Source organism: Pseudomonas sp. UBA3153, from assembly GCF_002364635.1.
GTDB lineage: Bacteria > Pseudomonadota > Gammaproteobacteria > Pseudomonadales > Pseudomonadaceae > Pseudomonas_O > Pseudomonas_O kuykendallii.
Genome location: NZ_DEYR01000099.1, coordinates 14215 through 35523, shown reverse-complemented (window position 1 = coordinate 35523; position 21309 = coordinate 14215). Strand labels below are relative to the sequence as shown.

Genomic DNA, 21309 nt, shown 5'->3' with positions numbered 1-21309 from the left:
CAGCATGTCGAACAGTTGCAGGCCCTGGAAGCCGTCGCCCATGAACATCGAGGCAAGCAGGCCGCCGGCGGCGATACCGGCCAGCGGGCCGAGCCAGCGCGAGGCGCCACTGGCGGCGCCCGCCTGGCGGCCGGGTGCGGCAGCGGCGGCGTTGTTCTGCGCCGGTTGCTGCATCTGACGGCTCTGGTGGCTCGGCGCGCTGCCGAAGGATTTGCCGCCACCGAAGCGCTTGGCGGCATTCACGTCGAGACTCAGGGTCAGGGCGACGCAGAAGGCCAGGGCAAGGCTGAGAAAACGTTGCATGTGGGTATCCCATTCATTGATCTACGCGCGCCATCTTGAACAGGCGGGCCTGACAAGACCAGCCGCAGAGTGTTTCGGGCTTTTGCCTGGCCCGCGGCGAAGGCTCTGGCGCGCACCTCGAGGCACTCCGATACGCAGCGTCAGCACGCCGCAGGTCGGGGTCTGCTTCACTGCCATACAGCATTCGCGGCGAATGCCGATAACCCCTATCCATCCGGCCCGGTTCGGCCGTACCCGAGGAGTTGGCGATGCGACTGATGCTGAAGACCAAAGTGCTGATACTGGCGCTGCTACCGGTGATCCTGCTGGCCATCGTGCTGAGCTTGGCTACGGCGAAGATCCTGCTGAGCTTCGCCAACGATGAAGTGAACAGCATGCGCGAGCGGCTGATGGAAGAAAGCCGCGGCGAGCTGCAGCACTACATGCAGATCGCCCTGGGCAGCGTGCAGAGCCTGTACGACGCCTCCGCCGCCGGCGACATGGAGGCCCGCGCGCAGGGCATCGCGATCCTGTCGAAGATCAAGTACGGCAAGGACAGCTACTTCTTCGGCTACGACTCGGACATGGTCCGCCTGTTTCGCGGCGACAGCCCGGTCGACGTCGGCAAGAGCCTGAAGGGCCGCAAGGACCCCAACGGGGTGCTGGTCAACGACGAGCTGGTCAACGTGGCGAAGAACGGCAGCAACTACGTGCAGTACGCCACCGCGCTGCCGGGCAACGAGAGCGTCAACGTGCCCAAGCTCGCCTACAGCTACTACCTGCCGAAGTGGGATATGGCGCTGGGCACGGCGGTCAACCTGGACCGCATCGAAGGGCAGCTGAGCGAGGTGCGCGCCGGCATCGACGAACGCATCCGCAGCATCGTGACCAGCATCGCGGTGATCGCCGTGGTGCTGCTGATCCTCTGCGGCATCGCCGGCGTGACCCTCGGCAACACCTTCCTGAAGCCGCTCAAGCAGATGAAGAACAACCTCGACGACATCGCCGCGGGCGAGGGCGACCTGACCCGTCGCCTGCCGGTGAGCGGCGACGACGAGCTCGGCCAGCTGGCCGCCTCGTTCAACCGCTTCGTCGAGAAGATCCACGGCCTGGTCCGGCAGATCGCCGACATGACCGGGCAGCTAAACGGCCTGGTCGGCGAGGTCGCTTCCCAGGTTCACCGGGGCGAGCAGGCGATGGACCGGCAGCGCCAGGAGACCGATCAGGTCGCCACGGCGATCAACGAGATGTCCGCCGCCGCCCAGGAAGTGGCGCACAGCGCGCAAGGCGCCGCCGAGGCCGCACGCAAGACCGACGACGAGGGGCAGTCGGCCAAGCGTGTGGTGGACGACAGCGTGGCCAGCATCCATGCACTGGTCGGCGACATCCGCAGCAGCGGGGTGTCGCTGGACAGCCTGCAGCAGGACGTACAGTCGATCGTCAGCGTGCTGGCGGTGATCCGCTCGATCGCCGAGCAGACCAACCTGCTCGCGCTCAACGCGGCGATCGAAGCGGCCCGCGCCGGTGAGGCCGGGCGCGGGTTCGCGGTGGTCGCCGATGAAGTACGCGCGCTGGCCAGCCGCACGCAGCAGAGCACCCAGGAAATCCAGGCGATGATCGATCGCCTGCAACACGGCACGCAGATCGCGGTGAGCGCCATGCGCCGTTCCAGCGAGGCCGGCGAGGCGAGCAGCACCCAGGCCAACCAGGCGGGCGCTTCGCTGGACACCATCGCCGGGCTGATCGGCACCATCAACGCGATGAACGCGCAGATCGCCAGCGCCGCCGAGGAACAGACCGCGGTGGCCGAGGAGATCAACCGCAGCGTGCACCAGATCGCCGTGGCGGTGGAAACAGTCGCCGATGAAACCCGGCAGAGCGCGCAGACCGCGCGCAGCCTCTCGCAGTTGGGCGAGCGGCTCGGTGCGCTGGTGCGTCAGTTCAGGATCTGAGAGCGAGAAGGCGGCCATCCGGGAGACGCGAAACGCGGCTCCTGGATGGCTACGTCAGAGCGGCTGCAGCTTGGCGTAGCCGAGCATCAGCCACTTGCTGCCTTCGCCGTCGAAGTTCACCTGCACCCGGGCCTGGGCGCCGGAGCCTTCGAAGTTGAGTATCACGCCCTCGCCGAACAGCGCGTGCTGGACGCGCTGGCCGAGGTTGAAGCCGGTGTCCGGCACCTGGGCGCCTTCGAACATCGAGGCGCCGCCGCGTGCCTGCTGCCCGTAAGGGCGGCTGACGCTGCCGGAGAGGCGCACTTCCTGGAGCAGCGCCGGGGGAATCTCGCGGACGAAGCGCGAGACCTTGTTGTAGGTCTCGCTGCCGTAGAGCCGGCGGGTTTCCGCGTAGGTCACCACCAGCTGGCGCATGGCCCGGGTGATGCCGACATAGGCCAGGCGGCGTTCTTCCTCCAGGCGGCCGGGCTCCTCCAGACTCATCTTGTGCGGGAACAGGCCTTCTTCCATGCCCACCAGGAACACCAGCGGGAACTCCAGGCCCTTGGCGCTGTGCAGCGTCATCAACTGCACGCTGTCCTCGTGGTCGCCGGCCTGCTGCTCGCCGGCCTCCAGCGAGGCGTGGTCGAGGAAGGCCGCCAGCGGCGTCTGTTCCTCGTCGCCTTCCTCGCCTTCGTAGTTGTCGAAGGCCCGTGCGGCGGAGACCAGTTCCTCGAGGTTTTCCACCCGTGCCTGGCCCTTCTCGCCTTTCTCGTCGCGGTGGTAGGCCAGCAGCCCGGACTGCTCGATGACCAGTTGCGCCATCGCATGCAGCGGCAGACCCTCGACCTTCAGCGCCAGCGTGTCGACCAGCTCGACGAAGGCGTTCAGCGCGCTGGCGCCGCGGCCGCCGATGACCTTGGTGCCGACCGCCTGGTGCAGCGCGGCCCACATCGACAGGTCCTGGGCGCGGGCGAATTCGCGCAGCGTCTCGACGGTCTTCTCGCCGATGCCGCGTGCCGGTACGTTGATCACCCGCTCCAGCGCGGCGTCGTTGCCGCGCTGGTGGATCAGGCGCAGATAGGCCATCGCGTTCTTGATCTCGGCGCGCTCGAAGAAGCGCTGGCCGCCATAGATGCGGTAGGGAATCCGTTCGCGCAGCAGCGCTTCCTCGAGCACCCGCGACTGGGCGTTGGAGCGGTAGAGGATGGCGATCTCGCTGCGCAGCGCGCCGTCGCGTACCGCGCGTTCGATGTTCTCGACCACGTAGCGCGCTTCGTCGTGCTCGTTGAAGGCGGCGTAGAGGCCGATCGGCTCGCCGTCGCCGCCCTCGGTCCAGAGCTCCTTGCCCAGGCGACCCTGGTTGTTGGCGATCAGCGCGTTGGCGGCCTTGAGGATGCTCGCGGTGGACCGGTAGTTCTGTTCCAGGCGGATGGTCTGGGCGTCGGCGAAGTCGTCGCAGAACTGCTGGATGTTCTCGATCTTGGCACCGCGCCAGCCGTAGATCGATTGGTCGTCGTCGCCCACCACCATCAGGCTGTCGCCGCCCTGGGCGAGGATCTTAAGCCAGGCGTACTGCACCGAGTTGGTGTCCTGGAATTCGTCCACCAGGATGTGGCGGAAGCGCCGGCGGTAGTGGTCGAGGATGCCGCCCCTGTTGTCGCGCCAGAGGTCGAGGGCGCGCAGCAGCAGCTCGGAGAAGTCGATCACGCCCGCGCGCGCGCAGGCCGCTTCGTAGGCTTCGTAGATCTTGCGCATGGTGGCGAGGAACAGGTCGCCGCCGGCCTGGATGTTCTGCGGGCGCAGGCCTTCGTCCTTCTGCCCGTTGATGAACCACTGCGCCTGACGCGCCGGCCAGCGCTGTTCGTCCAGGCCCAGCTCGCGGATCACCCGCTTGACCAGGCGCTGCTGGTCATCGGAATCGAGGATCTGGAAGTTCTGGTTCAGCCCGGCTTCCTGCCAGTGCGCGCGCAGCAGGCGGTGCGCCAGGCCGTGAAAGGTGCCGACCCACATGCCGGCCGGGTTGATCCCCAGCAACTGTTCGATGCGATGGCGCATCTCGGCGGCGGCCTTGTTGGTGAACGTCACCGACAGCAGCGAATGCGGCGAGGCACCGATCACTTGGATCAGCCAGGCGATGCGGTGCACCAGCACGCGGGTCTTGCCCGAGCCGGCGCCGGCCAGCACCAGTTGGCGGCCGATGGGCGCGGCAACCGCCTGGCGCTGGGCATCGTTGAGGGAGTTGAGCAGGAGGGAGAGATCGTCGTTAGGCATCGCGGCATTCTAGGGGGCGGCGTCAGGCCGGGCAAACCGGCGTGCCCGGCGGAACGGCGATGCCTGACTGCTCGGTCGTCCTAAAAGCTGTTGGGCCTGGCCTCGTGCTCACGTTATGCTCCGGCGTCTTTTTAGGCTCAGACCACTACAAGAACCGCCTATGAGTGCCGCCACCCGGACGATCCGCCTGCCTGCCGAAGGCCGGGCCATCGGTCAGCAGTTCGCGACCCAGATCGCCATCGAGCGCACGCGCCTGCTGTACCAGGGCTCGCGGTTGCCGACGCTGTTCATGCTGCTCACCGGTCTGGCCTGCGCCTATCTGCTGTGGAGCCCGCAGGAAAGCCTGTGGCTGGCGGTGTGGCTGGTCTGGCTGGTGCTGCTGGCAGTGGTGCGGCTGGTCCAGGTGACGGCCTTCGATGCCGCCCCGGAACAGCGCCGGGCCGAGCCGCGCTGGTATCGCGCGTTTCTGCTGGGCGCCGCGGCTTCCGGTCTGGCGCTGGCGTTCCCGGTGATCATGCTGGTGCCCGCCGAGGACTTCACCCGCCAGGCGCTGGTTTACGGGCTGATCGCCGCGGCGATCCTTTCCGCCGGCGTGGCCTACGCGGTCAGTCTGCCGGCGCTGCTCACCTTCGCCTTGCCCTGCTTGCTGCCGACCGTGACCTACCTGCTGCTCAGCGACGCGCCCGCGCAACGTGCCTGCGGGGTGCTGGCGGCCATTCTCGGCGTGGCGCTGCTGCTGATGGCCTGGCAGATCAACCGGCTGCTCTGGTGCAGCCTGCTGCAGGGTTTCCAGAACCAGGCGCTGCTGGCGACGCTGGAGCAGTCCAAGCGCCAGACCGACGTGCTGAATGGCCGGCTGGGGCGCGAGGTCGAGCAGCGGCGGCGCGCCGAGCGCCGGCTCAGCGACGCCCATGACGACCTCGAACGGCGCGTCGCCGAGCGCACCCGCGAGCTGGACGAAGCGACCCGCGCGCTGAGCAGCAGCCAGGAGCGCCTGACCCTGGCGCTGGAAGCCAGCGAGCTGGGCCTGTGGGACTGGAACCTGGTCAGCGACGAAGTGCATCACTCGCAGCTGCGGGAAATCTTCGGCGTCGAGGAGGACACCGCGCCCGGCATGCTCCGCTACCTACGCACGCAGCTGCATCCCGAGGACCTGCCGGAGCTGCGCCAGGCGCTGATCGCGCACCTCAAGGGGCTCACCGAGCTGTACGTCGCCGAGTACCGCATGCGCCACGTCGACGGCCACTGGCTGTGGGTCGAGGATCGTGGCCGGGCCGTGGAGCGCGACACGAGCGGGCGGGTGACGCGGATGCTCGGCACGCGCCGCGACATCAGCGTGCGCAAGATCCGCGAGACCGATCAACTGCTGGCCGCCACGGTGTTCGAGGCGGCCAGCGAAGGCATCGTCATTCTCGATCCGGGATACCGGGTGCTGGCGGTCAACGGTGCCTTCAGCCAGGTCACCGGCTATCAGCGCGACGAGGTGCTCGGGCGGCGCGTGGCGGCGCTTTCCAGCAGCCGCGATTCGCAGCGCCAGTACCAGCAGATCGACGCCGAGTTGCGCGAGCACGGGCGCTGGCAGGGCGAACTGGTCGAAACCCGCAAGAGTGGCGAACTCTATCCGCAATGGCTGCAGCTCAACGTGGTCCGCGACGCGCGTGGCACGCTGCGCCACATCGTCGGTTTCTTCGCCGACCTCAGCGCGCGGCGTCATGCCGAAGAGCGCCTGCGCTACCTATCGAACTACGACGAACTGACCGGGCTGGCCAACCGCACGCTGTTCCGCGAGCGCCTGCACGAGGCCAGCCAGCGCGCTCGCCAGGGCGGCCGCAGCCTGGCCCTGCTGCACATCGATCTGGATCGCTTCAAGCTGCTCAACGACAGCCTCGGCCACGAAGTCGCCGACCAGGTGTTGCGGCAGATGGCCCGGCGCCTGGCCCAGGCGGTGCCGGAAGCGGACACCCTGGCGCGGATTTCCGGTGACGAGTTTGCCGTGCTGCTGGACTCCTACGGCAGCCTCTCGGCGCTCGCGCGCAGCGCCGAACGGCTGCTCGGCAAGCTGCGCAAGCCAATGGATGTCGGCGGCCAGGAACTGGTGATCAGCGCCTCGGTGGGGATCAGCCTGCTGCCGGACAACGCGCGGGAAATCTCCGCCCTGATCAGCCAGGCGAACACCGCCATGCAGCAGGCCAAGCGCCTGGGCGGCAACGGCTTCCAGTTCTTCACCGACAGCCTGCAGGCCTCTACGCTGCAGCGGCTGCAGCTGGAGAACCAGTTGCGCAAGGCGATCGACGACGGCCAGCTGGATGTCTTCTATCAGCCCAAGCTGCGCCTCGCCGACGACAGCCTGAGCGCGGCCGAGGCGCTGGTGCGCTGGCATCACCCGGAGCAGGGCCTGCTGGCGCCGGGGGCGTTCATCGGGCTGGCCGAGGAAACCGGGCTGATCGGCGTGATCGGGGAGTTCGTCCTGCGCCGGGCCTGCGCCGATGCCTGCGCCTGGCGTGCCCGGGACATGGACATCCGCGTCTCGGTGAACATCTCGGTGCATCAGGTGCGCCTGGGCAATCTCACCAGCCTGGTGCGCCAGGTGCTGGACGACAGCGGCCTGCCGGCGCACCTGCTGGAACTGGAACTGACCGAGAGCCAGATGCTCGACAATGTCGAGACCATCGCGCGCAGCTTCCAGCAGTTGCGCGCGCTCGGCGTGAAGCTGGCGATCGACGACTTCGGCACCGGCTTCTCATCCCTGAGCTACCTCAAGCGCTTCCCGGTGGACGTGCTGAAGATCGACCAGAGCTTCATCCGAGACCTGTCCGCCAGCGCCGAGGACGCCGCGATCACCCGCGCGATCATCGCCATGGCCCACAGCCTGGAGCTGGAAGTGGTGGCCGAGGGCGTCGAGGAACAGGCGCAGCTGGATTTCCTCAAGGCCCACGGCTGCGACGAGATTCAGGGCTACCTGATCGCCCGGCCGCTGGCGGTGGACGCCTTCGTCGCGCTGCTGGAAGAACAGCGCCGCGACTGATCGCTCAGTGCTCCAGCTGGCGCATCAACAGCCCCAGTTCCGGCTGCACGTCTTCGGGCAGCGGCAGGTAGAGCACATGGCCGTCGCCCGGCGCCACCTCGACGCGCTGGCCAGCGGCAGTCTGCAGCGCGTCGAGGCGGAAGTGCAGGTTGCCCTGCGGGGTCATCAGCTCCAGCTGGTCGCCGAGGGCGAAGCGGTTCTTCACCTTCACCTCAGCCAGGCCGTGACGACGCTCGCCGGTCAGCTCGCCGACGAACTGCTGGCGTTCGGACAGCGAACTGCCGCGCAGGTAGTTTTGGTATTCGTCGTGCACGTGGCGGCGCAGGAAACCTTCGGTGTAGCCGCGGTGGGCGAGGGATTCGAGATTGCCGAGCAGCGACGCATCGAACGGCTTGCCGGCCACCGCATCGTCGATGGCCCGGCGATAGACCTGGGCAGTACGCGCCACGTAGAAGTGCGACTTGGTGCGGCCCTCGATCTTCAGCGAATGCACGCCCATCGCCACCAGCCGCTCGACGTGCTGCACGGCGCGCAGGTCCTTGGAGTTCATGATGTAGGTGCCGTGCTCGTCCTCGAAGGCGGACATCGGCTCGCCGGGACGGGTGCTCTCCTCGAGCAGGAACACCCGGTCGCTCGGCGCGCCCTGGCCGAGCGTGGGGTCGACCTGCTGCACGCCGGCGGCGACGATCTCGCCCAGCTCGTTCTCCTGCGCGGCGCTGGCCTTGTACTCCCAGCGGCAGGCGTTGGTGCAGGTGCCCTGGTTGGGGTCGCGATGGTTGAGATAGCCGGAGAGCAGGCAGCGCCCGGAATAGGCCATGCACAGGGCGCCGTGGACGAACACTTCCAGCTCCATGCCCGGCACGCGCTGGCGGATCTCGCCGATTTCCTCCAGCGACAGCTCGCGCGAGAGGATCGCCCGCGTCAGCCCCTGCTGGCGCCAGAATTCGACGCTCGCCCAGTTGACCGCGTTGGCTTGCACCGACAGGTGGATCGGCATCTGCGGGAAGTGTTCGCGGACCAGCATGATCAGGCCGGGATCGGACATGATCAGTGCGTCCGGGCCCATCTCGATCACCGGCTGCAGGTCGCGCAGGAAGGTCTTCAGCTTGGCGTTGTGCGGCGCGATGTTGACTACCACGTAGAACTGCTTGCCCTGCGCGTGCGCCTCGTCGATGCCCAGCGCCAGGTTGGCATGATCGAACTCGTTGTTGCGCACGCGCAGGCTGTAGCGCGGCTGGCCGGCGTACACCGCGTCGGCGCCGTAGGCGAAGGCGTAACGCATCGACTTGAGGGTGCCGGCGGGGGAAAGCAGCTCGGGGCGGAACGGCGAGGGGGTCATGGCGGGCGGATCGCAACCGGAAAAGGGTCGCGATTCTAGACGGCGCCCGCGGCCGCGGGGTTGACCTGGGTCTAGCTGCGGCGAATGAGCGCGGGCCGTGCCCGGCGGATGCTCAGCGACCTAGTCGCGTTCCAGCAGCCAGGCCTGGGCACCGGGGCGGTATTCGGGAATCTCGTCCGGCGCGGCATCGTTCAGCGCTTCGATAATCTTCAGCTGCTTGCCGTCGCGCTCGAACAGCCAGGAGCGACCCTTGTCGCCGAGCTGCAGCCAGAGGCTGTCGTGATCCCCGGCCATGGAGGCGCAATCGCCGGCCAGGCACAGGGCGTAACGATCCGCGCCGGGCAGTCCTTCGAGGCTCCCGTCCGGGTGGAACAGCACCAGCCCGCCTTCGCCCAGGCCCTCGCGGATGGTCCAGGTGCCGCCCAGGTAGGCGGTGTAGAGCGCGTGCTCGAAGCTGGCGCCGGTCGGTGTATCGGCGGCGGCCGCGACGGCGGGACGGGCGAAGCGCTGCTCCGGCCAGCTCTGGCTGGCCTGCTGCACCAGCTCGCCGTGGTCCAGGCTCAGACGCTCCTGGAAGTCGCCGGGAAACTCCACCCGCCACTGGCGCTCCTGCTCGTCCACCAGTCGCCCTTCGCCCAACTCGAAGCCGTTGCTGAAGGTGGCGCTGCGCTGTTGTGGATCGACCCGCCACTCCAGGTTCGGACCGAATGCCAGCAGCGACTCGCGCAGGCTGCTGCCTTGCGCGGCGGCATCGATCGCCGCCTGGTTGATCCAGATGCCGCTGGGGTCGCTGGGCGGGCTGGCGCAACCGGCCAGCAGGCTGCCGGCGAGTAACAGCAAGAGTGCATTACGCATGGGCGGTGGCTTCCCTCGGGCGGCGGGGCCAAGGCCCCGCGGCGGCGATCATTCGAGGACGAGGATGGCGTCCATTTCCACCTGCGCGCCACGCGGCAGCGCGGCGACGCCGATGGCGGCGCGGGCCGGGTAGGGCTGCTGGAAGTAACGGCCCATGACCTCGTTGACTGTGGCGAAATGCGCCAGGTCGGTGAGGAAGATGTTCAGCTTGACGATGTCCTTGAACGAACCGCCGGCGGCCTCGGCCACGGCCTTGAGGTTCTCGAACACCTGGACGGTCTGCGCCTCGAAGCCTTCCACCAGCTCCATGGTCGCCGGGTTCAGCGGGATCTGCCCGGACATGTAAAGCGTGTTGCCGGCCTTGATCGCCTGCGAGTAGGTGCCGATGGCGGCGGGGGCCTTGTCGCTGCTGATGACGGTCTTGCTCATGATGAACTCCTTCTGAGGGTGTTTACCGGAGCGCGCGGGCAGGCCGCGCCCTCGGTGGGAAAGGGGTCAGGCGCGGACGCGGGTGATGCGCACCACACCCATCAGGGTGCGCAGCTTGCGTATCACGCGGGCGAGGTGAACGCGGTCGTGCACGCTGATCACCAGCTGGACCACGCTGATGCGACCGTCGCGTTCGTCCATGCCGATCTTCTCGATGTTGCCGTCGGCGGCGTTGACGCTGCCGGCGAGCAGGGCGATCAGGCCGCGCTGGTGTTCCAGCTCGACGCGCAGCTCGACGTTGAATTCGCCGGTGACGTCCTTGGCCCAGGACAGCTGCACGCACTTCTCCGGGTTGTTGCGGATTTCGGCGATGTTCTTGCAGCTTTCCAGGTGCACGACCATGCCCTTGCCCGCGGACAGGTGGCCGACGATCGGGTCGCCGGGAATCGGCGTGCAGCACTTGGCATAGCTGAGCACCAGGCCTTCGGTGCCGCGGATCGCCAGCGGCCCCTCGGCGCTCTGCGGCTGCTCGCCCTCGCTGGCCAGCAGACGCCGTGCGACCACGTAGGCCATGCGGTTGCCCAGGCCGATATCCTCGAGCAGGTCCTCGAGCACCTCCATGCGGTACTCGGCAAGCACGCCGCGCACGCGTTCCGCGGCGATCTTTTCCAGATGGCTGTCGAAGCCGGCCAGCACCTTGTTCAGCAGGCGCTCGCCCAGGCTGATCGATTCCGAACGACGCTGCTGCTTGAGCGCATGGCGGATGTGCGTGCGCGCCTTGCCGGTGACCACGAAATTCAGCCAGGCAGGGTTCGGCCGCGCGCCGGGCGCACTGACGATCTCGACGGTCTCGCCACTTTCCAGCGGCTGCGAGAGCGGCGCCAGGCGCCGGTTGATGCGGCAGGCGATGCAGCTGTTGCCGACGTCGGTGTGCACCGCGTAGGCGAAGTCGACCGCGGTGGAACCCTTGGGCAGTTCCATGATGCGGCCCTTGGGCGTGAACACGTAGACCTCGTCCGGGAACAGGTCGATCTTCACGCTCTCGATGAATTCCAGCGAGTTGCCGGCGCGCTGCTGCATCTCCAGCACACCCTTGACCCATTGCCGGGCGCGGGCGTGGGTGCCCTTGGGCTGCTCGTCGTCGCTGGACTTGTACAGCCAGTGCGCGGCGATGCCGTTGTTGGCCATCTCTTCCATCTCGCGGGTGCGGATCTGGATCTCGATGGGCACGCCGTGCATGCCGAACAGCGTGGTGTGCAGCGACTGGTAGCCGTTGGCCTTAGGAATCGCGATGTAGTCCTTGAAGCGCCCCGGCAGTGGCTTGTACAGGCTATGCACCGCGCCGAGCACGCGGTAGCAGGTGTCGACCTTGTCGACGATGATGCGGAAGGCGTAGACGTCCATGATCTCGTTGAACGCCTTATGCTTGCCGCGCATCTTCTGATAGATGCTGTAGAGGTGCTTCTCGCGGCCGACCACTTCGCCTTCCAGCTCGTCGCGCTGCAGGCAATGGGTCAGCGATTCCTCGATCTTGTTGACGATTTCCTTGCGGTTGCCGCGAGCCTTCTTGACCGCCTTGGCGATCAGCCCGGAGCGCATCGGGTGCATCGCCTTGAAGCCGAGGTCCTCGAACTCCACGCGCATCGCATGCATGCCCAGGCGGTTGGCGATGGGCGCGTAGATTTCCAGGGTTTCCTTGGCGATGCGCCGGCGCTTCTCGCCGGACAGCACTTCCAGCGTGCGCATGTTGTGCAGGCGGTCGGCCAGCTTGACCAGGATCACGCGGATGTCGCGGGCCATGGCCATGGCCATCTTCTGGAAGTTTTCCGCCTGCGCTTCGGCCTTGGTCTCGAAGTTCATCTGGGTCAGCTTGCTGACCCCGTCGACCAGGTCCGCCACCGTCTCGCCGAACTGGGCGATCAACGCTTCCTTGGCGATGCCGGTGTCCTCGATGACGTCGTGCAGCATCGCGGCCATCAGGCTCTGATGGTCCATGTGCATGTCGGCGAGGATGTTGGCCACCGCGAGCGGATGGGTGACGTAGGCTTCGCCGCTGCGACGGCGTTGGCCATCGTGGGCTTGCTCGGCGTAGAAGTACGCGCGGCGGACCAGATTGACCTGGTCCGCGCCGAGGTAGGTCGAAAGTCGTTCGGCGAGGGTATCTATGCTAGCCAAGGCAGGGCTCCTGCCGGCTTCCAATCGCTACCCTGTGACTTCGACCGGGCATAGGCTTAAAGGGCCTCGTTGGCCTCTTCCTCGTAACTGGCGAAGAGCGGCTCGTCGTCGACGATCTCTTCCTGGGCGATCACGTCGTAATCAACCAGGCCTTCGGCGATTTCGCGCAGGGCGACGACGGTCGGCTTGTCGTTTTCCCAGGCTACCTTGGGCTCCTTGCCGCCGGTTGCCAGCTGACGGGAGCGCTTGGTGGCAAGCATGACCAGCTCGAAACGGTTATCCACGTGGTCCAGGCAGTCTTCAACGGTAACGCGAGCCATGGTGTTCCTCTGAATCTTGAAAAGTCTGGGAGCTGTGCCCGATCGGGCGAGCGGACTGGATAGTTTAAAAAATCACCAGCATTTAGGGAAGCGGTAAATCTGTTTCCGCCGCGCGCCAGGGTATACCTCAGGCGCTGCCCCTCACGCCAGCAATTGCCGCAGCAGCTCGCCGAAACGCAGTTGCTGCGCGCCCTGCTGCAACTGGTTGGCGCGGAAGATCGCCTTGAGGTCGTCCAGGGCGTGGGCGAAATCGTCGTTGATCACCAGGTAGTCATATTCGACGTAGTGGCTCATCTCGCTGACCGCCTCGCGCATGCGCCGCTCGATGATCTCCTCGCTGTCCTGGCCACGGTTGGTCAGGCGCTGGCGCAGCGCTTCCTGGGTCGGTGGCAGGATGAACACCGATTTCGCCTGCGGCATCAGCCGGCGCACCTGTTGCGCACCCTGCCAGTCGATTTCCAGGATCAGGTCGTAGCCTTCGGCGAGGGTACGTTCCAGCGCCCGTTGCGAGGTGCCGTAGAGATTGCCGAAGACCTCGGCATGCTCGAGGAAGTCGTTGTGCTCGAGCAGCTCGGCGAAATGCTGGCGGTCGACGAAGTGGTAGTTGACCCCGTCCACCTCGCCGGGGCGCATCGCCCGGGTGGTGTGCGAAACCGACACGCGCACCTGTGGCATGGCGTCGATCAGGGCTTTGACCAGGCTGGTCTTGCCCGCGCCTGAGGGCGCGGAAACGATGTACAAGGTGCCGCTGCTCATCTGTTCGATAACCTATTCGATGTTCTGCACTTGTTCGCGCATCTGCTCGATCAAGACCTTGAGGTTCACCGCGGCCTGGGTCGAACGCGGATCGAAGGCCTTGGAGCCCAGGGTATTGGCCTCGCGGTTGAGTTCCTGCATGAGGAAGTCCAGGCGCCGTCCCGCGGCGCCGCCGGCCTTGAGCACGCGGCGGACTTCGCCGATATGGGTGCTCAGGCGATCGAGTTCTTCGGCGACGTCGCTCTTCTGCGCGAGCAGCACCAGCTCCTGCTCGAGTCGCTGCGGGTCCAGCTCGGCGCGCATCTCGGCGAAGCGGTCGAGGATCTTCTGGCGCTGGCCCGCGAGCATCTGCGGAACCTGCTCGCGCAGCGCGGCGACTTCGCCGGAGATAGCGTCCAGGCGCTCGTTGAGCAGGCGCGCCAGTTCGGCGCCTTCGCGCCCGCGGCCGCTCCTGAGCTCGGCGAGGGCTTCGCCGAACAGCTCCAGCGCGGCGGCGTTCATGGCCTGCGGGTCGGCGGCGTCGGCCACCAGCACGCCGGGCCAGGCGAGCACTTCCAGCGGGTTCAGCGGCGCTGGCTTCTTGATCAGCGCGGCGACGCTTTCGGCCGCGGCGATCAGCTGCGCGGCGCGCTCGCGGTCGACCTGCAGTTCTTCGCCGCCGCCCACTTCGGCCAGGCGCAGGGTGCATTCGATCTTGCCGCGCGAAACGCCCTGGCGCAGGGCTTCGCGCACGGCGCCTTCGAGGTCGCGGAAGGCGTCCGGCAGGCGCAGGTGAGGTTCGAGATAACGATGATTGACCGAGCGCAGCTCCCAGCTCAGGGTGCCGTGGGCGCCGGCCCGCTCGACCCGCGCGAAGGCGGTCATGCTGTGCACCATGGGGAAAACCTCTCGGTGAAGACGGGAAAGACGGTACGAAAGGCGCAGGATTGTAGCGCAGTGCGTCGGTGGCTCCCAAACGGCGATGTCCTGCGGCGAACACGGCCCTTATACTGCGCGACAGTTTTCTGCCTAGGAATTACCCATGAAGCGTCCAAGTGGCCGCGCCGCCGACCAGCTGCGCCCGATCCGCATCACCCGCAACTACACCAAGCACGCCGAGGGTTCGGTGCTGGTGGAGTTCGGCGACACCAAGGTGATCTGTACGGTCAGCGTCGAATCGGGAGTGCCGCGCTTCCTCAAGGGCCAGGGCCAGGGTTGGCTCACCGCCGAGTACGGCATGCTGCCGCGCGCCACCGGCGACCGTAACCAGCGCGAAGCCGCGCGTGGCAAGCAGGGTGGTCGCACCCTGGAAATCCAGCGCCTGATCGGCCGTGCCCTGCGTGCCTCGCTGGACATGAGCAAGCTCGGCGAAAACACCCTGTACGTCGACTGCGACGTGATCCAGGCCGACGGCGGAACGCGCACCGCCTCGATCACCGGCTCGATGGTCGCCCTGATCGATGCCCTGAAAGTGCTGAAGAAGCGCGGCGGACTCAAGGGCGGCGACCCGCTCAAGCAGATGATCGCGGCGGTTTCCGTCGGCATTTATCAGGGCGAGCCGGTGCTCGATCTGGATTACCTGGAAGACTCGGCTGCCGAAACCGACCTGAATGTGGTCATGACCGACGCCGGCGGGTTCATCGAGGTGCAGGGCACCGCCGAAGGCGCGCCGTTCCAGCCGGAGGAACTGACCGCGATGCTGGCGCTGGCATCGACGGGCATGCAGCAGATTTTCGAGCTACAGCGCGTCGCGCTGGCCGACTGAATCGCCGCCTGGGGAGTTGCCGTGATGGACGAGTTCGACACCCTGACGCCGCCGGAAAACGCCCCGCTCAAGCCCAGCCAGCAGGCGCGGCAGTGGGCGATGCTCTGTCATCTGGCGGCGTTCGCGGGATTGGTCGTGCCTTTCGGCAACCTGCTCGGGCCATTGATCGTCTGGCAACTGAAAAAGGACATCGACCCGTTCGTCGACGCGCAGGGCAAGGAAGCGCTGAACTTCCAGATCAGCGTGGCCATCGCGGTGATGGTCTGCTTCATGTTGATGCTGCTGGTGATCGGCTTTCCGCTGCTGGCTCTGGTCAGCATCGGCGCGCTGGTGCTGAGCATCATCGGCGGCCTCAAGGCCAACGAGGGCGTGGCCTATCGTTATCCCTTCACCTGGCGGCTGGTGAAGTAAGCGCGCCGCGGCGACGGGCAGAACCCGTAGCCGCGTCGGCTCAGACGCTGAGCATCCAGTCGTAGTCGACGGTCAGCGGCGCATGCTGGGAGAAGCGCGGCTGGCGCGGCAGCTTGGCGCTGCGCACGAAACGGCGCAGGCCGGGCGTGAGCAGCTGATAGTCGAAGCGATAGCCCAGGTTGAGCATCTCGGCCTGTTCGCTGTCCGGCCACCAGCTGAACTGATCGCCTTCGCGGCTGACTTCGCGCAGGGCATCCACGTAGCCCATGGTGCCGACCACTTCATCCATCCACGCGCGCTCCGGCGCGAGGAAGCCCGTGACCTGCTGGCAGTCGCGCCAGTTCTTCACGTCGAGCTTCTGATGCGCCACGTACAGCGAGCCGCAGTAGATGTACTCCCGGCGCTTGCGGCGTTGCTTGTCGAGATAGTGGGCGAAATCGTCCATGAACTTGAATTTCTGGTTCAAGCTTTCGTCCCCGCCCTGGCCGGACGGCAGCAGCAGGGTCGCGATGCTGACCTTGTCGAAATCCGCCTGCAGATAGCGCCCGTAGCGGTCGGCCATTTCGAAGCCGAGGCCGCTGATCACCGCCTTGGGTTGCAGCCGCGAGTAGAGCGCCACACCACCCTGACTGGGTACTTCGGCATCGCAGGCATACAGGAAATAGCCATCCAGTTGGAAGGCTGGGTCGTCCAGTTCGAAGGCAGAGGCACGGGTGTCTTGCAGGCAGATCACGTCGGCATTCTGCGCTTGCAACCAACTGAGGAGTCCTCGTTCGGCTGCAGCCTGAATACCATTCACGTTCACACTGATGATCCGCATAATGGCCCCCAAAAACACGTGCATGTATGATACCCGAGCTCTCTACATTTAGCTAAATCCATGCCGCTTCAAGGATTTTTCATGCAGGACTACCAGCGCGACTTCATCCGATTCGCCATCGAACGCGGTGTTCTGCGCTTCGGCGAGTTCACCCTGAAGTCCGGCCGCACCAGCCCGTACTTCTTCAATGCCGGTCTTTTCAACAGTGGCATCGCGCTCTCCGAGCTGGGACGTTTCTATGCGGCTGCCGTGGTGCAGAGCGGGATTTCCTTCGATGTGCTGTTCGGTCCGGCCTACAAGGGCATTCCGCTCGCGGCGGCAACCGCCGTCGCCCTGGCCGAGCGCCATGGGCTCGATTTGCCCTGGTGCTTCAATCGCAAGGAAGCCAAGGACCACGGCGAAGGCGGCAGCCTGGTTGGCGCGCCGCTGGTCGGACGCGTGCTGATCGTCGACGACGTGATTACCGCCGGCACGGCGATTCGCGAAGTCATGCAGATCATCGACGGCCAGGGCGCGCAGGCCGCGGGTGTGCTGATCGCACTGAACCGCCAGGAGCGGGGGCGCGAGACGCTTTCGGCGATTCAGGAAGTCGAGCGCGATTTCAAAATGCCAGTAGTAAGTATTGTTTCCCTCGAACAAGTACTGGAATATCTCGCCGGTGATGCTGAACTGAAAAAATACCTGCCAGCTGTCGAAGCGTATCGCGCGCAATACGGCATCTGATCTTCACCCCTTGGGCGCTCTGAACATGGCTGAACCGGGCTCGTTCCGTTTTTGGATGCTGTTGCTGGCTCTGCCGATGCTCGCGCAGGCCGCCGAGAAGGGCGATCAACAACTCTATCGTTACGTCAACGACAAGGGCGTCACGGTCCTCGACCGCCAGGGTGTGCCTTCGCAGTACATCGGCAAGGGCTACGAGGTGCTCAACGAGAGCGGCCGGGTGATCCAGGTCGTGCCGCCGGCGCCCAGCCCGGAGGAGATGCAGCGCCGCCTCGCTGAGAAAGCCCGTGCCAGTTCGGATGCGCAACTGTTGCGCCTGTACTCCAGCGTCGAAGACGTCGACCGCGCCAAGGCCCGCAAGCAGGCCGAGCTCGACGGGCTGATCAGCGTGGCGCGGGGAAATCTGCAATCGCTGCGTACCCAGCAGGCCAATCTGCAGAGCCAGGCCGCCGACAAGGAGCGCGCCGGCCAGGCGGTTCCGGATCAACTGGTGGCGCAGATCGATAACGTAAAGGCCGATCAGGTGCGTCTGCTCGGCGACATCAAGCGCTACGGCGACCTGCGCAAGCAGGCCGATGCCTCCTTCGCCGCCGATCGTGCCCGTCTGAGCGAGTTGCTCGGTCTGCCGCAGTAACCCCGATTCCGAGTTGAACGAACCGATGCCCCGGGCCCTTGCGGCCCGGAGTGTTGCGCCTCGTCAGTGACGCTTGCGGGTGGTGATCTGGGTGCCCACACCGGTGTCGGTGAAGATTTCCAGCAGTACCGCATTCGGCACCCGGCCATCGATGATGTGCGCGCTGTGCACGCCGCCCTGCACCGCTTCGAGCGCGCAACGAATCTTCGGCAGCATGCCGCCGTAGATGGTGCCGTCGGCGATCAGCGCGTCGACTTCCTCGGTGGTCAGCCCGGTCAGCACCTGGCCGGTCTTGTCCATCAGGCCGGCGATATTGGTCAGCAGCATGAGTTTTTCCGACTTCAGCGCCTCCGCCACCTTTCCGGCCACCAGGTCGGCGTTGATGTTGAACGACTGCCCGTCGGCACCGACGCCGATCGGCGCGATCACCGGGATGAAGTCGCCCTTCACCAGCATGTTCAGCAGGTCGGTGTTGATCCCGACCACTTCGCCGACCTGGCCGATGTCGATGATCTCGGGCGTGGTCATCTCCGGTGTCTGCCTGCTCACCTGCAGTTTCTTCGCACGGATCAACTCCGCGTCCTTGCCGGTGAGGCCGATGGCGCTGCCGCCATGGCGGTTGATCAGGTTGACGATGTCCTTGTTGACCTGGCCGCCGAGGACCATCTCCACCACGTCCATGGTCTGCGCATCGGTGACGCGCATGCCGTCGATGAAATGACTCTCGATGGACAGCCGCTTGAGCAGATCGCCGATCTGCGGGCCGCCGCCGTGTACCACCACCGGGTTTATCCCGACGGCCTTCATCAGCACGATGTCGCGGGCGAAACCGTCCTTCAGCTCGTCGCTTTCCATGGCGTTGCCGCCGTACTTGATGACCAGCGTCTTGCCCACGAAGCGGCGGATGTAGGGCAGTGCCTCGGAAAGGACCTGGGCGACCTGGGTGGCGTCTTCACGACTGAGGGGCATGGGTAACTCCGGCGTATCGAAAAGCGAAGGGTGGAAATGACAGCGCGACGCAGAAGCGTCGCGCGGGTGGAATGATACCGAGCAAGTCGGCGGCGCATCACGCGCCGTCTGCTCAGAACGGTACTTTCATCTCCGGAGCGACGCGCGCGAGCTGCTCGCGGAACACCGCCTTGATGCGTTCCAGCTCGGCCTCGGTCTCGGCCTCGAAGCGCAGCACCAGCACCGGCGTGGTGTTGGAGGCGCGCACCAGGCCCCAGCCTTTCTGGTAGTCGACACGCACGCCGTCGAGGGTGGTCAGGTTGGCCTCGCCCCACTGAGCATCGCGCTGCAGGGCGTCGATGATGGCGAACTTGCTCTCCTCCGTGACCTGGATGTTGATCTCCGGGGTCGAGACGTCGTTGGGGAACGCGGAGAACACGTGCTCGGCGTCGCGCTTGTCCTGGCTGATGATCTCCAGCAGGCGCACGGCGCTGTAGATACCGTCGTCGAAACCGAACCAGCGCTCCTTGAAGAAGACGTGGCCGCTCATCTCGCCGGCGAGCAGCGCGCCGGTTTCCTTCATCTTCTTCTTGATCAGCGAGTGGCCGGTCTTCCACATCACCGGGCGACCGCCGTAGCCGCTGATCAGCGCGGTCAGGCGGCGCGTGCATTTGACGTCGAAGATGATGTCCGCGCCGGGGTTGCGCGAGACAACGTCCTTGGCGAACAGCATCAGCAGCCGGTCGGGATAGATGATGGTGCCGGTGTTGGTCACCACGCCGACGCGGTCGCCGTCGCCGTCGAAGGCCAGGCCGATGTCGGCGCCGACTTCCTTGACCTTGGCGATCAGGTCTTCGAGGTTTTCCGGCTTGCCCGGGTCCGGGTGGTGGTTGGGGAAGTTACCGTCGACGTCGCAGAACAGCGGAATCACTTCGCAGCCCAGGCCTTCGATCAGCTGCGGGGCGATCACCCCGGCGACGCCGTTGCCGCAGTCGACCACGACCTTGAGTTTCTTGGCGACGGCGATGTCGTCGCGGATCTCGTTGTAGTAGCGCTCGAGTACGTCGACCCGTTCGACGCTACCGGTGCCGCTGGCCAGATCGTTGTTCTCGATGCGCAGGCGCAGCGCCTGGATCTGCTCGTTCGCCAGGGTATCGCCGGCGATGACGATCTTGAAGCCGTTGTAGTCCGGCGGGTTGTGACTGCCGGTGAGCATCACGCCGGACTTGCCGGCGAGCACGTTGGCCGCGTAGTAGAGCACGGGCGTCGGCACCATGCCGATGTCGCTGACGTTACAGCCCGAGTCGAGCAGGCCCTGAATCAATTGCTGCACCAGCTCCGGCCCGGAGAGGCGGCCGTCGCGGCCGACGGATATGTTCGGTTCGCCCTTGGCGAGGGTTTCCGAGCCGATCGCGCGACCGATCCAGTACGCGGTTTCCGGGGTCAGGCTGTCGCCGACCACGCCACGAATGTCGTAGGCGCGGAAGATGCTCGCGGGAAGCGTGGGGGCTTGGGGGGTGCTCATCTGAGTGTCTCGCTCCATGGACTCGAGGCCAAGCATGTCTTGGTCCTCGTCGAGAATGTCGATATCGAGAATGTCGGTCGACTGGAACAGCGGGTCGACCAGCTCGGTGTTTGGGTCGGCAACGGGTTGAACCGCTCGCGAGGATGAGGCGGAGCCCGAGGCGCCGTTTTCGGCGGCATTCGAGGCTGCTTCGTTTCTTCTTCTTGTGGGCATGCGCGCGAGGTTCTGCGCCAGAGCGTCCATCAAGGGCAAGCTCAGGCTGGGAGTTTTGATGGTCTTGCCGTTGTAGAGTTCCTGCGCCATCTGCCCCAGGTGCAGAACGTCGCCGCGCAGGCGGCGTTGCTGCAGCCCGTGCACCATCTGCAGACCGGCCAGCGCGCCGCCGAACGCCAGCAGCGCGGCGAGTGCGAGCATCAGCGGCGAGACGTCCAGCGCGCTGATTTCCTGGCTCGGCGCGAAGCGCAGCTTCCAGTTCGGGTTGCCGCTGCTCAAGGCCAGCGGCTCGCCCTCGGTGCCGGGTTCTCCACCGAAGTTGGCGAGCACCTGCTCCGGCGCGTTGCCGAACTTCTGGGTCAGCTGCAGGCGACCGGCGCTGTTCGGCAGCGGCGGCAGGGTGCGCAGCAGGCGTTGCAGATCGACCACCAGCAGCAACGTACCGACCACCGGGCTCTTGTCGTCCTGCCGCAGCGGCGCGGCGCTGTAGACCATCCAGCGGTTGCCGACCTTGTAGGCTTCGGCGGCGGGTGGCTGGCCGCCTTCTGCGCGGCGCAGCAAGTCGAGGGCGGCGAAGCTCACCGGCGCTGTCCGGCTGTGATCCTGGGAGGCCTCGCCGCGCGGGTTTATGTAGGCATCGATCACGCCGTCCCAGTAGCCGATCGATTGTTCGGCGGCGCTGATCTGGCTGGCGTCGTCGCTCAGCAGCGCGGCGAGCAATTGCGGATTGCGCGCGGCGGCGCGGGTGTCGGCGGTGAGTGCAGCCAGGGCCTGTTGCAGGGCGGATGCCTGGGCGCTGCCGAAGGTCTGCACGAGTTGCTGCCGTTGCTCCTGCTGGAAGCTGGAGAACACGCCGAACCACAGCACGGCGCCTGCAGCGACCAGGCCGAGCAGCACGGGAACCAGTC

17 protein-coding genes and 1 pseudogene are annotated in these 21309 nt (G+C 66.2%); 6 read left to right on the top strand and 12 right to left on the bottom strand.

The window, feature by feature from the left end; all coding sequences use genetic code 11:
• Positions 1–303: pseudogene (locus tag B2X67_RS20360) on the bottom strand (hypothetical protein); the annotation flags it as partial.
• Between the two features lie 248 nt (positions 304–551).
• On the opposite strand from B2X67_RS20360, the gene B2X67_RS20355 reads away from it, so the two are divergent.
• Positions 552–2234 (top strand): methyl-accepting chemotaxis protein, encoded by a 1683-nt coding sequence (locus B2X67_RS20355; protein ID WP_286786610.1) that lies wholly within the window; start codon positions 552–554, stop codon positions 2232–2234.
• A gap of 54 nt (positions 2235–2288) precedes the next feature.
• Here B2X67_RS20355 and uvrD read toward each other — a convergent pair whose 3' ends face one another.
• The gene (uvrD, locus tag B2X67_RS20350) at positions 2289–4487 is read right to left on the bottom strand and encodes a DNA helicase II (protein ID WP_286786609.1); all 2199 of its coding nucleotides are present in this window, start codon (positions 4485–4487) and stop codon (positions 2289–2291) included.
• A 160-nt stretch (positions 4488–4647) separates the two neighbouring features.
• On the opposite strand from uvrD, the gene B2X67_RS20345 reads away from it, so the two are divergent.
• Positions 4648–7512 carry an EAL domain-containing protein gene (locus B2X67_RS20345; protein WP_286786608.1) on the top strand — a complete coding sequence of 955 codons (2865 nt, stop codon included), beginning with the start codon at positions 4648–4650 and terminating at the stop codon, positions 7510–7512.
• 4 nt (positions 7513–7516) lie between these two features.
• On the opposite strand, the gene yegQ is transcribed toward B2X67_RS20345, so the two are convergent.
• The 7 genes from yegQ to B2X67_RS20310 all read right to left on the bottom strand — a co-directional run bounded on the left by yegQ (position 7517) and on the right by B2X67_RS20310 (position 14262).
• Positions 7517–8851: a tRNA 5-hydroxyuridine modification protein YegQ gene (gene yegQ, locus B2X67_RS20340; RefSeq protein WP_286786607.1), complete on the bottom strand. Its 1335-nt coding sequence runs from the start codon at positions 8849–8851 to the stop codon at positions 7517–7519.
• Positions 8852–8971: 120 nt separating this feature from the next.
• The gene (locus B2X67_RS20335; protein ID WP_273233937.1) at positions 8972–9706 is read right to left on the bottom strand and encodes a hypothetical protein; all 735 of its coding nucleotides are present in this window, start codon (positions 9704–9706) and stop codon (positions 8972–8974) included.
• A 48-nt stretch (positions 9707–9754) separates the two neighbouring features.
• Positions 9755–10135 carry a RidA family protein gene (locus B2X67_RS20330; protein WP_090231487.1) on the bottom strand — a complete coding sequence of 127 codons (381 nt, stop codon included), beginning with the start codon at positions 10133–10135 and terminating at the stop codon, positions 9755–9757.
• Positions 10136–10201: 66 nt separating this feature from the next.
• Positions 10202–12310 (bottom strand): bifunctional GTP diphosphokinase/guanosine-3',5'-bis pyrophosphate 3'-pyrophosphohydrolase, encoded by a 2109-nt coding sequence (spoT, locus tag B2X67_RS20325; RefSeq protein ID WP_286786606.1) that lies wholly within the window; start codon positions 12308–12310, stop codon positions 10202–10204.
• Between the two features lie 56 nt (positions 12311–12366).
• Positions 12367–12630, bottom strand: a complete 264-nt coding sequence (gene rpoZ, locus B2X67_RS20320) for a DNA-directed RNA polymerase subunit omega (RefSeq protein ID WP_286786605.1) — start codon at positions 12628–12630, stop codon at positions 12367–12369.
• Positions 12631–12771: 141 nt separating this feature from the next.
• A complete protein-coding gene (gene gmk, locus B2X67_RS20315; RefSeq protein ID WP_090231490.1) occupies positions 12772–13386 on the bottom strand; it encodes a guanylate kinase in 615 nt (204 codons plus the stop codon).
• A 12-nt stretch (positions 13387–13398) separates the two neighbouring features.
• Positions 13399–14262 carry a YicC/YloC family endoribonuclease gene (locus B2X67_RS20310; RefSeq protein WP_286786604.1) on the bottom strand — a complete coding sequence of 288 codons (864 nt, stop codon included), beginning with the start codon at positions 14260–14262 and terminating at the stop codon, positions 13399–13401.
• 145 nt (positions 14263–14407) lie between these two features.
• Between B2X67_RS20310 and rph the strand changes: the two genes are divergently transcribed.
• Positions 14408–15130 (top strand): ribonuclease PH, encoded by a 723-nt coding sequence (gene rph / locus B2X67_RS20305; RefSeq protein WP_273234667.1) that lies wholly within the window; start codon positions 14408–14410, stop codon positions 15128–15130.
• 24 nt (positions 15131–15154) lie between these two features.
• Positions 15155–15541: a DUF4870 domain-containing protein gene (locus B2X67_RS20300; protein WP_090231493.1), complete on the top strand. Its 387-nt coding sequence runs from the start codon at positions 15155–15157 to the stop codon at positions 15539–15541.
• Positions 15542–15581: 40 nt separating this feature from the next.
• Here the strand turns inward: B2X67_RS20300 and B2X67_RS20295 are convergent, their stop codons facing one another.
• Positions 15582–16361 carry an exodeoxyribonuclease III gene (locus B2X67_RS20295; RefSeq protein WP_273234671.1) on the bottom strand — a complete coding sequence of 260 codons (780 nt, stop codon included), beginning with the start codon at positions 16359–16361 and terminating at the stop codon, positions 15582–15584.
• 81 nt (positions 16362–16442) lie between these two features.
• Here B2X67_RS20295 and pyrE point away from each other — a divergent pair, with 81 nt between their 5' ends.
• Together pyrE and B2X67_RS20285 are read left to right on the top strand one after the other, a co-directional pair.
• A complete protein-coding gene (gene pyrE / locus B2X67_RS20290) occupies positions 16443–17084 on the top strand; it encodes an orotate phosphoribosyltransferase (RefSeq protein WP_282339207.1) in 642 nt (213 codons plus the stop codon).
• 55 nt (positions 17085–17139) lie between these two features.
• Positions 17140–17715: a DUF4124 domain-containing protein gene (locus B2X67_RS20285; protein ID WP_282339208.1), complete on the top strand. Its 576-nt coding sequence runs from the start codon at positions 17140–17142 to the stop codon at positions 17713–17715.
• A 63-nt stretch (positions 17716–17778) separates the two neighbouring features.
• On the opposite strand, the gene argB is transcribed toward B2X67_RS20285, so the two are convergent.
• Together argB and algC are read right to left on the bottom strand one after the other, a co-directional pair.
• Positions 17779–18684 (bottom strand): acetylglutamate kinase, encoded by a 906-nt coding sequence (argB, locus tag B2X67_RS20280; RefSeq protein WP_282339209.1) that lies wholly within the window; start codon positions 18682–18684, stop codon positions 17779–17781.
• Positions 18685–18796: 112 nt separating this feature from the next.
• The gene (algC, locus tag B2X67_RS20275) at positions 18797–20188 is read right to left on the bottom strand and encodes a phosphomannomutase/phosphoglucomutase (protein ID WP_282344283.1); all 1392 of its coding nucleotides are present in this window, start codon (positions 20186–20188) and stop codon (positions 18797–18799) included.
• Between the last annotated feature and the right edge of the window lie 1121 nt (positions 20189–21309).